Genomic DNA, 12,779 nt, shown 5'->3' with positions numbered 1-12,779 from the left:
GGGAAACGGCCGCGCCCGGGAAGCCCCGTGCGCGGCCGCAAGGCCGTCAGCCCTTCAGGCGGGCCGCGATCGCGGCACCGAGGTCGCCGGGCGACTTCACGGTGGTGACGCCGGCCTTCTCGAGCGCGGCGAACTTGCCGGCCGCGGTGCCCTGGCCGCCGGAGGCGATCGCACCCGCGTGGCCCATGCGCTTGCCGGCCGGGGCCGAAGCGCCGGCGATGAAGCCGACCACCGGCTTGGTCACGTACTCGGCGATGAACTCGGCCGCTTCCTCTTCGGCGCTGCCGCCGATCTCGCCGACCATGATGATGCCCTCGGTCTGCGGGTCTTCCTGGAAGAGCTTGAGCGCGTCGATGAAGTTGGTGCCGTTGATCGGGTCGCCGCCGATGCCGATGCAGGTCGACTGGCCGAGGCCGGCGTCGGTGGTCTGCTTCACGGCTTCATAGGTCAGCGTGCCCGAGCGCGAGACGATGCCGATCTTGCCCGGCTTGTGGATGTGGCCCGGCATGATGCCGATCTTGCACTCGCCCGGGGTGATCACGCCGGGGCAGTTCGGGCCGATCAGCACGACGTCGTCGTAGCCCATCAGGGTGTTCTTGACGCGCAGCATGTCCAGCACCGGGATGCCCTCGGTGATGCAGACGATGACCCGGATGCCGGCGTCGGCCGCTTCCAGGATGGCGTCGGCCGCGAACGGCGGCGGCACGTAGATCACCGACGCGTCGGCACCGGTCTCTTCGACCGCTTCACGCACGGTGTTGAACACCGGCAGGCCGATGTGGGTGGTGCCGCCCTTGCCCGGGGTGACGCCGCCGACGACCTTGGTGCCGTAGTCGAGCATCTGCTCGGCGTGGAAGGTGCCCTGCTGGCCGGTGAAGCCCTGGACGATGACCTTGGTGTTCTTGTTGACGAGAACGCTCATTTTTATTCGTGTCCTTGGCTCAGGCGGCGGCGGCGACGGCGAGCTTGGCGCCGTCGTTGATGTCGTTGGCGGCCTGGATGGCCAGGCCGGAGTTCTTGAGGATCTCCTTGCCCTTCTCGACGTTGGTGCCCTCGAGGCGCACGATCACCGGCACCTTGACGTCCACTTCCTTCACCGCGGCGATGATGCCCTCGGCGATCATGTCGCAACGGACGATGCCGCCGAAGATGTTGACGAAGATGGCCTTGACCTTGTCGGACGAGAGGATGAGCTTGAAGGCCTCGGTGACGCGCTCCTTGGTGGCGCCGCCGCCGACGTCGAGGAAGTTGGCGGGCGAGCCGCCGTTGAGCGAGATCACGTCCATGGTGGCCATGGCCAGGCCGGCGCCGTTGACCATGCAGCCGATGTTGCCGTCCATGGTGACGTAGTTGAGGTCGTGCTGGCTGGCCAGCACCTCGGTCTCGTCTTCCTGGCGGATGTCGCGCATCGAGGCCAGTTCCGGGTGGCGGAAGGTGGCGTTGTCGTCGGAGTTGATCTTGCCGTCGAGCACGGCCAGGTCGCCGTTGGTGAGGATGGCGAGCGGGTTGAGCTCGACCAGGGCCAGGTCCTTCTCGTTGAAGAGCTTGTACAGGCCCATCATGATCTTGCTGAGCTGGCCGACCTGCTTGGCGTTGAGGCCGAGGTCGAAGCCCATCTCGCGGCACTGGTAGGGCTGCAGGCCCTGGACGAAGTTGACGTTGAGGGTCTTGATCGCGTCCGGGTTCTCGGCGGCGACCTGCTCGATCTCCATGCCGCCCTCGGCCGAGGCGATGAAGGTGATCGAGCGCGTGCCGCGGTCGACCAGCACCGAGAGGTAGAGTTCCTTGGCGATGTCGGTGGCCTGGGTCACCAGCACCGAATCGACCGGCAGGGCGATGCCCGCGGTCTGGTAGGTGGCCATCTTGGTGCCGAGCATGCCCTTGGCGTACTCGCGGACCTGGTCCAGGGTCTTGGCCAGCTTGACGCCGCCGGCCTTGCCGCGGCCGCCGGCATGGATCTGGGCCTTGACCACCCAGAAGTCGCCGCCGATGGCCTTGGCCGCATCCACGGCCTCTTCAGGGGTACGGGCGACGCGACCGGCCGGGACGGCGATGCCGTAGTCGGCGAACAGTTGCTTGGCCTGGTATTCGTGGAAGTTCATGCGGCTACCTGTGCTTGGGGAGGGCTCGCGAGCGAGGGGCGGTATTGTCGCCGACCCCTCCGGCAAAGGCAAAAGGCCTGCCGCCCGGGCCCGCAGGCGGGGCCGGGCGGGTTCACAGGCATAATCCGGGCATGGCGCCCCCTACCCGTCGAAACGCCCACGCCACCTCCCCGCAGCGCCGGGAGCTGTATTTCTTCACCCTTTACCGGGTGCTGGAAGCGGCGCTGCTTGCGCTGGTGGCCTTCAGCCCGCTGGGCTCGCTGATGCTGGAGATCCGGCAGGCCGGGATCCTGCAGGCCCTGGTGGTGGGTTACTTCATCGCGGCGCTGGTCATGGTTTACGCCAGCTTTCGAAGCCAGATGCCGCCACGGCGGCAGGCGGCGCTGGGCCTGGGGCTGGACCTGCTGGTGGCCGCCGGCGTACTGGCCACCACCAGCGGCAGCCAGGGCGGGATCGCGCTGCTGATGCTTTTCAACGTCGGCGCCGGCGCGCTGATCCTGCCGCAGCGCGCAGGCCTGGGTTTCGCCACCGCGGCGGCCGTGCTGGTGCTGGCCGACAGCCTGATCAACCGCACCTTCGACCCGCTCAATGCCCGCCCGCTGGCGGAGTCGGTGATGTTCAGCGTGACCTACCTGGCGACGGCCGTGCTGTGCGAACTGCTCAGCCGCCAGGTGTCCGAGTCCCAGGCCCTGGCCGAGAAGCGCGGCGAAGAGCTCGCCAACCAGGCCGAGATCAACGAGCTGGTGATCCGGCGCATGCGCACCGGCATCCTGGTGGTGGACGGCGAGCACCGGGTAAAGGTCTGCAACGAGGCCGCCTGGGGTCTGCTCGGCAAGCCCTCGCCCGACCGCCAGCAGCTGGCCGACATCGCCAAGGACCTGCATCGCGCCCTGCTGCTGTGGCGCCAGGGCCGGGGCGAAATCCCGCGGGCCATGACCCTGGCCGAGGGTGCGCCCGAGGTACTGCCCCGCTTCGTATCGCTCAGCCTCACCGACAACCTGTTCCTTATCTTCCTGGACGACAGCCGCATCTACTCCGACCGCGCCGAGGAGCTGACCCTGGCCACGCTGGGCCGGCTGTCGGCCAGCATCGCCCACGAGATCCGCAACCCGCTGGCGGCCATCAACTACTCGGTGCAGCTGCTGGAGGAAACCGCGGTGCTGCCCGACGCCGACCGGCGCCTGCTGGAGATCATCCATACCCAGTGCCAGCGCATGAACGGCATCGTCCAGGACATCCTGGGCCTGGCCCGCCGCGAGCGCTCGCAGCCGGAAACCCTGGACATCAGCCAGTTCGCCCGCCGCTTCGTGGACGAGTACCGGGCCAGCCACCCGCTCGAGACCGACATCCTGCAGTCGGTCAGCCACCGCAGCACCCTGGCCATGGCCGACCCGCGGCACCTGCACCAGGTGCTGACCATCCTGGTCCAGAACGCCCTGACCTACGGCCGCATGCCGGGCGAGCCGGCCAAGGTGACGGTCTCGGTACCCAGCGCGCCGCCCGGGGCGCCGCCCGAACTGAACGTGCTGGACCGGGGCCCGGGCATCCCGGCGGCGGTGGCCGAACAGATCTTCACTCCGTTCTATACGACCAGTGAGCACGGCACCGGCCTGGGCCTCTACATCGCCAAGCAGCTGTGCGAGGCCAACCAGTGCACGCTGACCTACCAGCCGGTGCCGGGCGGCGGAAGCTGCTTCCGGGTCATCCTGCCCCCGGGCATGACCCTGATGCAGGACGACGGTCCCAGGGGCCGGCTCAATCTGGCCTGAGACCCACGCCTTCAGCTAATGTGTAGGTGTTCCCGTCCCCCGATCGGTAAGTGATGACGACCCCCCGCAGCGCCCTCGTGGTCGATGATGAACGCGACATCCGGGAGTTGCTGGTCCTGACCCTGGGCCGGATGGGCCTGCGGGTGGACACGGCGGCCGACCTGTCGAGCGCGCGCGCCCAGCTGGCCCAGGCCAACTACGACCTGTGCCTGACCGACATGCGCCTGCCGGACGGTTCGGGCCAGGACCTGATCGAGCACATCGCCCAGCGTTATCCGGACACGCCGGTGGCGATGATCACCGCCTTCGGCAACGTCGAGGCCGCGGTGCAGGCGCTGAAGGCCGGCGCCTTCGATTTCGTCACCAAGCCGGTGGACCTCTCGGTGCTGCGCCGGCTGGTGCAGCACGCGCTCGACCTCAACGAACAGCGCCGCACCGCCACGCCCGCCAGCAACCGCCTGATCGGCGATTCGCCGCGCATGCAGCAGCTGCGGCAGACCATCGGCCGCGTCGCGCGCAGCCAGGCGCCGGTGTACATCAGCGGTGAATCGGGCGTGGGCAAGGAGCTGGTGGCGCGGCTGATCCACGAACAGGGTTCACGCGCGGGTGGCAACTTCGTGCCGGTGAACTGCGGCGCGATCCCGTCCGAGCTGATGGAGAGCGAACTGTTCGGCCACAAGAAGGGCAGTTTCACCGGCGCCCACGCCGACAAGGAAGGCCTGTTCCAGGCCGCCAATGGCGGCACCCTGTTCCTGGACGAAGTGGCCGAACTGCCGCTGCACATGCAGGTGAAGCTGCTGCGCGTGATCCAGGAGAAGTGCGTGCGTCCGGTCGGCGCACCGGCGGAAATGCCGGTCGACGTACGCATCCTCTCGGCCACCCACAAGAACCTGGCGCGCCTGGTCGAGGACGGCAAGTTCCGCCAGGACCTCTACTACCGCATCAACGTGATCGAACTGGCGGTGCCGCCGCTGCGCCAGCGCCGCGAGGACATCGGCGTGATCTCCGCCGCCATCCTCAAGCGCCTGGCCGGCGAACAGCCCGAAGCCCTGCCGGGCCTTTCCGAGGAAGCCGAGGCCGCACTGGCAGCCTACCCCTTCCCCGGCAACGTGCGCGAGCTCGAGAACATCCTCGAACGCGCCGTCGCCCTGTGCGAAGGCCACCGCATTGAAGTGGCGGACCTCTACCTGCCCCAGGTGGACAGCCTGATCGGCCAGGAAGCCGACGCGCCGCTGCGCACCGCCGCCCCGCCCTCGCCCACCGCCTTTGGTCCGGACGGCACGCCGCTGCCGGACGCCATCGAGCAAATGGAGCGCGAGACGATCCAGAAGGCGCTGGAAGCCAACCGCTACAACAAGACCAAGACGGCGATGCACCTTGGCATCACGTTCCGGGCGTTGCGGTACAAGCTGAAGAAGTTGGGGATGGAGTGAGGTCCCGGGCCTCCACCCGCGCGGCATGGCCGCGCGGGTGGGTGTTCGTCAGTAGGCGGGGGCCTTGCAGGTGCTGTCCGGAAGATCGACCCAGGCCAGCAAGAAGGACCGCGCAAAACCGTAGCTGTCGACGGGCCGCACCTTCGAACCGTGTTCGCGCTCAACCGCGCGAAGCGCATCGGGGCCGCCGGTGGCACAGGCTCCCAGCATCGCGGCCATCAGCATGTGCTCCCGGACGCGCTGCGGCGCGTTGGCGTCGAGCGCGTCCAGGGCCTCGATGCCCCGCTGCTGCATCTGGGCGGCGTCGCGGCTGGCCACGGCTTCATAGGCCGCCAAGACCGTCGCGACCTGGGCCGGCTGCGCCGCGGCATCGATCCAGGACGGGGCAATCCAAAGGCCCTGCAGGTCGGAGGGAGGCAGTCGTGAAACGGATGCCTCCGCCAACACGCCAACGGCCTCCAGCCACTTCTGCACATCCATCTGCCCGGGCTCGGACAGGCTGCGCGCACGTTCGACCCACGTGACCATGTCTTTCTCGACGGCCTCGAGCACGACATCGTCGCCTTCGGTCATGGAGGTGCGAATACCCAGCGCAGTCCACTGCAACTGCGCGCCATGGCTTTCCGGGTCGTACACCACCGAGCCCGCGGCAGGCACGGGCTCGCGACCGTCCGTCATCTCAAGCACCGGCATGCCCATCACCAGCAGCGAATTCAGACCCCAGGCACTGGCGTTGACGAAGCGTGCCTTCGGACCCTCCAGGGACAACACCGGGTAGAAGTCCGAATGCGGCACGGCGCCATTGAGCAGTGCCACGGCGCTGAGCAGGTCCTGCGAACCGATGCGGCGCGCCTGGTAGTCGTACTTGCCGGCCAGGCCAACGCGCGCCAACTCGCGCGCCAAGGGCCCGTCGCCGATGCGCGAGGCATCCAGCGGGGGCAGCGGCTGCTGGCTGGAAACGAACAGCAGGTCGGCCGAGTTGGTGATGTAAACGTCGATGTGCGGGAATTCCTCGCGCAGCGCCGCCAGCATCGTCGCCAGGAGCTGGTCGTCGAGCTCGTAGGACTGCAGCCACTGGATCAGGATGCCGCCCTCGTTCAGGTGCCCGCGCAGGAAGGCATAGAATTGCTGCGTGAACAGGGAGCTGACGCCGCTCACCCAGGGGTTCGACGGTTCGGAGACGATGACGTCGTAGGACTTCTTGCCCGTCGAGAAATAGGTTCGCGCGTCGTCGATGTGGATCACCGACCGGGGATCTTCGTAGGCGCGGGCCACCCGGTCACCGAACAGCCGGGCCCCGTCGTACATGGCCCGCTCGATCTCGATGGTCTCGACCAGGCGCGGCACCGGACTGCCGAGCAAGGTATGGGTGGTCAGCCCCGAGCCCCAGCCAATGATGGCGATGTCCTTGGGGTCGGGATGGATGACCAGCGGCAACGAACCGGCCATCAGCATCGTCACCTCGTCGGGCGAAGGCGGCAGGGCATCGATCATCTGCAGGGAAGCGTCGGACTTGCCATTCGTGGCGATCGAAGCGATCGAATTGTGGCCCATCACGGCGATGGTGGCGGTCTTGCCGTCGCGGAAGTAATAGATCTTCGCGCCTTCACTGATGCTGGCCTGCCCATGCCGGAACACGCCCGACGCCAGCGAGCGCGGATCCAGCTGGCCGCCCACCAGGCTGCCCGCGATCACCACCACGCTGGCCGCCACGGCCAGCCCGTAGCCCTTGCGCGACACGTTGGCGCTGTACATCCGCAGCAGCACCACGCCCAGGACGATGTCGGCCACCGCGCCCACCGTGACCGCCAGGCGCAGGCCCAGCGTCGGGATCAGCACATGCACCGCCAGCATCACGCCGATGATGGCGCCAAGGGTGTTGGCCGCATACACGCGCCCGATGCTGGCCTCGCCGCACTGGCGGCGCAGCAGGGCCATGGTGAACAGCGGAAGGGTCATGCCGGCGAAAAAGGCCGCCGGGAACATCACCAGCAGGGCGATGCCGCCGCTTCCCAGGGTGAACATCGTGTAGCCGGCGTCGGTCTTGGGCAGGGCCTCCACCATGGCGCCCACCCAACGGAAGCTCTGGCTGAAGATGGGGATGGAGATCAGGGCCGCGATGCCCATGAACACCTGGGCATAGCCGGCATAGGCCACGGGGTCACCAATGCGCGAGCTGCGCTTGCGGATCCACAGGCCACCGAAGGCCAGGCCCAGGATGAACGCCGACAGCATCAGCTCAAAGGAATGGACCGTGGTGCCCAGGGCCTGGTTCAGCAGGCGCACCCAGCCGATCTCATAGACGAAGGAACTGGCGCCCGTGATGCACGCGGCCGCCAGCATCATGCGGTAGAAGCCGCGATTGGCCGGCGGGGTTTCGGCCACGGTGACGGCCGCGACCTTGGGCGCAGGCTGGGCGTCCGCCCGGCGCGACACCATCCACGCGAGCACGCCCACGCCCAGGTTCACGGCACCGGCAATGAGGATCGCCCCCGGCATGCCTACCCAGGGCAGCAGCAGGAAGGTGGCCGCCAGCGCACCCGCCGCGGCGCCGATGCTGTTGGTGAAGTACAGGCCGCCGAGGATCTCGCCGTCCTCGCGCGGCGCCACGCGCAGGTAACCGCCGCTCATGAGCGGGAAGGTCATGCCCAGCAGCACGCTCTGCGGCGCGATCAGCAGGGCCGCGGTGCCCCACTGCCAGGCACTCACGGAGCCGGGCGAACTCAGGCCCGGGTAAATCGTGCCCTGCGAGAAATCGGTGTAGGCCACGAAAAACGGATGGAACAGCAAGCCCGCCACGCCGATCACGATCTCGACGATGGCGTAGGCGAGGATCAGACGGCGCCAGCCGGTGCCGAAGCGGCTGACCAGCCAAGCGCCTAGCGCCATGCCGCCCATGAAGATCGCGAGCACGAGGGTTTGGGCGTAGGCGGCGTGGCCCAGGCTCAGGCCGAGGTAGTGCGACCAGATGGCCTGGTAGATCAACCCGGCAAAGCCGGACGCCACGAACAAGCCCATCAGGGACCGTTCCAGGCCCCTCCCCAAAGTATTCATCGACTCTCCCCGTCTGAAACGGCCTGCAAGGTCGGGAGGATAGCCCAGCCCGGGGCGGGGCCGTCCAGCCGCCGATGAAACACGGTTGGCGTCACAAACTGACCCATTGCGTCAGCTATTGACCTGTCCTCGGAAAGCTTGCGTTCACGTTCGACTACAAGCCTATACTCCGGCCTGTGTCGGCCTTCTAGAGGCTGGCACAGTTGATGCATCAGTGTCATGGCACGTGCAACCGCACGGCTACCCAAGGACGGCAATACCGGCTTTGGCACGTGACAATCACAATCTACCCTAGGGGTTACACAAATGAAGAACATCCAGAAAGGCTTCACCCTGATCGAACTGATGATCGTGGTCGCGATCATCGCCATCCTGGCCGCCATTGCTCTGCCGGCTTACCAGGACTACATCGCCCGCTCGCAGGTCACCACCGGCCTGGCCGACATCCGTGGCGGCGTGACGGCGTTCGAAGAGCGCATCCAGCGCGGCACCCCGACCGCGGCGGTCGTGCTGGCCGACATCGGCCTGCAGGGCAAGACCGCCCGCTGCACCACCACCATCACCAACGGCACCGTGGCGGCCACCAGCGGCCAGCAGATCCAGTGCGAGCTGGCGGGCAACCCGAAGGTCGCCGGCAAGTTCGTCAAGCTGACCCGCACCCAGTCGGGCGCCTGGGACTGCACCATCACCGGTGGTCTGGACGCCAAGTACCTGCCGACCGGCTGCATCTAACTGTTACACCGCGGAACCGGAAGGGGCGGCATCGCCGCCCCTTCCAACTGACCTACCGATTCAGCTCCGCCCGCTGCAACCCTCTAACGGCCCCAGCCGGACAGGTGCAACATGAAGCACGAACGTGGGTTCACCCTGATCGAGTTGATGATCGTCGTGGCGATCATCGCCATCCTGGCGGCCATCGCGATCCCGGCCTACCAGGACTACGTGACGCGTACCCAAGTCACCACCGGGCTGACGGATATCACCGGCGCCAAAGCGGCCTTCGAGACCGAGGTCGTTGCGCGCGGGGCAACCACATTCACGTTGAATGACATCGGTCTTCGACGGCAGACGCCGCGCTGCAGCGACATCAGCATGAACTTTACGCCAGCGCTTGGGTTCATCCAGTGCGTGTTGGTGGGCAACCCGAATGTAAGTGGCAAGGTAGTGCGCATCGAGCGCAACAGCAGCGGCGAGTGGAGCTGCGTGACCAACGTCGCCGCCGACAGGCACAAGCCCGAAGGCTGCAGCTGATCCCGGCTTCCCCGGGCTGGCGCCGCCAGCCGTTATGCACGACGATGGCGGACATCCGCCTGGTGCGAACCGGAAGCTGACCCCGTGACCTCCCCCGAAATCCCCCGCAGCGGCATCGTCCCTGCGCTGCTCGTTCTGTTCGCCTGCGTACTGGCCTACTTCCCGGGCCTCCAGGGCGGCTTCCTGTTCGACGACTTCCCCAACATCGTCACCAATACCCGACTGCAGCTGGAGAGCTGGGACTTCGAGTCCTTCAAGCGCGCTGCACAGGCCTATGCCCCCGGGATGTACGGCCGACCGCTGGCCACGCTCGGCTTCGCCCTGGACTTCGCCATCGGCGGAAAAGATGCCTGGGTGTTCAAGGTCCACAGCCTGACCATTCACTGCATCAACAGCCTGCTGGTCCTGGCGCTGGTGCGACGCCTGCTGGCGCTGCCGGGCGCGGGCAGCCCCTGGCCGACCTGGGTCGCCCCGGCCATCGCCACGCTCTGGGCCATTCATCCGCTGCAGGTGTCCACCGTGCTTTACGTGGTGCAGCGCATGGAAATGCTGGCCACCCTGTTCGTGCTGCTGGCCCTGCTGGCCTACCTGCGGGGTCGCCAGCTGCAGCAGCAGGGCAGCCAGGGTTGGGCTTGGCTGGTCGGTTCCGGCGTGCTGGCGGCCATCGGACTGCTGGGCAAGGAAACGGCCGTGCTGTTTCCCGCCTTCGCACTGGTGCTCGAACTCACGTTGCTCGGGTTCCGTGCGCAATCTGCCGGCAGCCGCCGCCTTCTGATCGGCGCCTACGTCGCCGCGACGCTGGCCGGCCTCGTGGTCTTCCTCGCGGTCGTGCTGCCCGCCCAGCTGGCGCCCGAAGCCTACGCGCTCCGCGACTTCACGCTGGCCGAGCGACTGCTTACCCAGCTGCGCGTGCTGCCCCTGTACCTGGGCCAGATGCTGCTGCCGCTGCCGGACAGCCTGCTTTTCTACTACGACAACTACCCGGTCTCGCGGGGCCTGCTGGACCCGGCCACCACGTTGGCCGGCGGGATCCTGCTGCTGGGATTGCTCGGCGCCGCCTTCGGCCTGCGTCGGCGCGCACCGCTGGCCAGCCTCGGCATCCTCTGGTTCTTCGCCAGCCACCTGCTGACCAGCAATGTCATCAACCTTGAGCTGGTGTTCGAGCACCGAAACTACTTCGCGCTGCTGGGCGTGCTGCTGGCCCTGCTGGGGCTGACGACCCTGCTGCCCAAGGCCGCGGACGAAAAGCTGGCGCGTCTCGCCACGGGCGCGCTGGTGCTGGGCTTCGGCATTCTTTGCGTCCTGCGGGCGGCCACCTGGGGCAATCCCCTGCTGCTGGCCACGGACATGGTGGCGCGCAACCCGGAGTCGCCGCGGGCCAGCAGCGACCTGGCCACCCTTTATGTCGCGATGTCGGACAGCAATCCGGGCTCCCCCTTCTTCTCCTTCGGCATGATGGAATTCGAGCGCGGAGCCGCCTTGCCCCACTCCTCGCCCCTGCCCGAGCAGGGCCTGATCCTCATGGCCGCCACCACCGGCATCGCCTTGGACGAGGCCTGGTGGGACAGCCTGGTGGAGAAGATCCGCACCCGGCCGATCAGCCCGCAGGAAATCATGGCCGTGACCGGGCTGGTCCAGCAGCGCTTCGAGGGCATCGAGCTCGACGACCGGCGCCTCGCCGAAGCCTACCTGGCCCTGATCGACAGAAACCCGCTCAGCCCGGGCGCGCATGTCCTGTTCGCCAACCATGCCATGACCTATCTGGGTGACGAGGCCCTGGCCGTCCGGCTGTTCGAGGGCGCCCTGGACCACCCGGCCATGACTACGGACTACGCCGCCCGCATACTCGGCGGACTGGTGATGGACGGCCGCACGACGATCGCCGGCGCCGTGGAGGCGCGTGCGCGCCACAACCAACTGCTGGGCCTGGCCGACACCGCGCCCGAGAACGAGACGACCGAATGAATCCGAATTTCCTGGTGTTCGCGGCACCCGACATCCAAGAGGAAGAGATTGCGGAGGTGGAGGCCTGCCTCCGTTCGGGCTGGCTGGGCACGGGCCCGCGCGTGAAGCGCTTCGAGGCCGATTTCGCCGCCTACAAGGGCGTCGCGCCGAACCAGGTGGCCGGCGTGAACTCCTGCACCGCCGCGATGCACGTGAGCATGGTGGCCGCCGGACTCGAGCCCGGCTCGGAAGTCATCACCACGCCGCTGACCTTCTGCGCCACGGTCAACGCCATCCTGCATGCCGGCCTGACGCCGGTGCTGGCCGACGTGGAGGCCGACACCCAGAACATCGACCCGGACGCCATCGAGGCCGCCATCACCCCGCGAACCCGGGCCATCCTACCCGTCCACTTCGCCGGCCGTCCCTGCAACATGGATCGGATCATGGCGATCGCGCGCAAGCACGACCTCATGGTCATCGAGGACTGCGCGCATGCCATCGAAACCGAGTACCGCGGCCGGAAGGCAGGCACTTTCGGCGACTTCGGCTGCTTCAGCTTCTATGTCACCAAGAACGTGGTGACGGGCGAAGGCGGCATGGTGCTGTCGCGCGACCCCGCGAAGTCGGCCCGCGCGCGCATGCTCGCGCTGCACGGCATGAGCCAGGACGCCTGGCACCGCTTCAGCGACGAAGGCTACAAGCACTACCAGGTGGTGGAGTGCGGCTTCAAGTACAACATGATGGACATGCAGGCGGCGATCGGCATCCACCAACTGGCGCGCGTGGAGGCGGCGTGGAAGAAGCGCGAGGCCGCGTGGGCCTGCTACATGGACCGCCTCGGTGGCCTCGCGGTCGGGCTGCCCGCGGCTTTCGAGCCGGATACGCGCCACGCCCTGCACCTGTTCACCATCCTCGTCGATCCACGCGAAGCCGGGCTGTCACGCGACGGCTTCCTGGACGGCATGAACTCCTTGGGAATCGGCACGGGAGTTCACTACCAATCCATTCCCGAGCACAGGTATTACCAGGAACGGTTCGGCTGGCGTCCTGAGCAGTGGCCACGCGCGATGGCCATCGGCCGCAGCACCGTCAGCCTTCCGCTTTCGCCGAAGCTCTCCGAGTCCGACCTGGACCGCGTCGTTCGTGGCGTGCAGTCCCTGGTCAAGCGCCGGGACTGACGCGGCGCTGCCATGACCCAACCCGGGATATCGCGGGACACCGCA

General features: G+C 67.6%; 9 protein-coding genes. 6 read left to right on the top strand and 3 right to left on the bottom strand.

Annotated elements, in window-relative coordinates; translation table 11 throughout:
- Positions 1-46: 46 nt before the first annotated feature.
- Positions 47-922: a succinate--CoA ligase subunit alpha gene (gene sucD, locus Q0C12_RS01530; RefSeq protein WP_290885217.1), complete on the bottom strand. Its 876-nt coding sequence runs from the start codon at positions 920-922 to the stop codon at positions 47-49.
- 19 nt (positions 923-941) lie between these two features.
- A complete protein-coding gene (sucC, locus tag Q0C12_RS01525) occupies positions 942-2,102 on the bottom strand; it encodes an ADP-forming succinate--CoA ligase subunit beta (protein WP_290885214.1) in 1,161 nt (386 codons plus the stop codon).
- Positions 2,103-2,233: 131 nt separating this feature from the next.
- Between sucC and Q0C12_RS01520 the strand changes: the two genes are divergently transcribed.
- Positions 2,234-3,871: a HAMP domain-containing sensor histidine kinase gene (locus tag Q0C12_RS01520; protein ID WP_290885211.1), complete on the top strand. Its 1,638-nt coding sequence runs from the start codon at positions 2,234-2,236 to the stop codon at positions 3,869-3,871.
- A gap of 53 nt (positions 3,872-3,924) precedes the next feature.
- Positions 3,925-5,304: a sigma-54 dependent transcriptional regulator gene (locus tag Q0C12_RS01515; RefSeq protein WP_290885208.1), complete on the top strand. Its 1,380-nt coding sequence runs from the start codon at positions 3,925-3,927 to the stop codon at positions 5,302-5,304.
- 48 nt (positions 5,305-5,352) lie between these two features.
- Here the strand turns inward: Q0C12_RS01515 and Q0C12_RS01510 are convergent, their stop codons facing one another.
- Entirely contained in the window at positions 5,353-8,322 is a 2,970-nt protein-coding gene (locus Q0C12_RS01510; protein WP_290885205.1) for a spermine synthase, read from the bottom strand.
- Positions 8,323-8,664: 342 nt separating this feature from the next.
- On the opposite strand from Q0C12_RS01510, the gene Q0C12_RS01505 reads away from it, so the two are divergent.
- The 4 genes from Q0C12_RS01505 to Q0C12_RS01490 all read left to right on the top strand — a co-directional run bounded on the left by Q0C12_RS01505 (position 8,665) and on the right by Q0C12_RS01490 (position 12,734).
- Positions 8,665-9,090: a pilin gene (locus Q0C12_RS01505; RefSeq protein WP_290885202.1), complete on the top strand. Its 426-nt coding sequence runs from the start codon at positions 8,665-8,667 to the stop codon at positions 9,088-9,090.
- A 111-nt stretch (positions 9,091-9,201) separates the two neighbouring features.
- Positions 9,202-9,609, top strand: a complete 408-nt coding sequence (locus Q0C12_RS01500; protein ID WP_290885199.1) for a pilin — start codon at positions 9,202-9,204, stop codon at positions 9,607-9,609.
- 84 nt (positions 9,610-9,693) lie between these two features.
- On the top strand, positions 9,694-11,574 hold the full coding sequence (locus Q0C12_RS01495) for a hypothetical protein (RefSeq protein ID WP_290885196.1): 1,881 nt from the start codon (positions 9,694-9,696) through the stop codon (positions 11,572-11,574).
- Positions 11,571-12,734: a DegT/DnrJ/EryC1/StrS family aminotransferase gene (locus Q0C12_RS01490; protein ID WP_290885193.1), complete on the top strand. Its 1,164-nt coding sequence runs from the start codon at positions 11,571-11,573 to the stop codon at positions 12,732-12,734. The genes Q0C12_RS01495 and Q0C12_RS01490 overlap by 4 nt, the downstream gene beginning before the upstream one ends.
- The last annotated feature ends 45 nt before the right edge of the window (positions 12,735-12,779 follow it).

Source organism: Arenimonas sp. (assembly GCF_022842045.1).
GTDB lineage: Bacteria > Pseudomonadota > Gammaproteobacteria > Xanthomonadales > Xanthomonadaceae > Arenimonas.
Note: the sequence above shows the minus strand (reverse complement) of the source record. Positions and strands in the feature narration are given on the sequence as shown.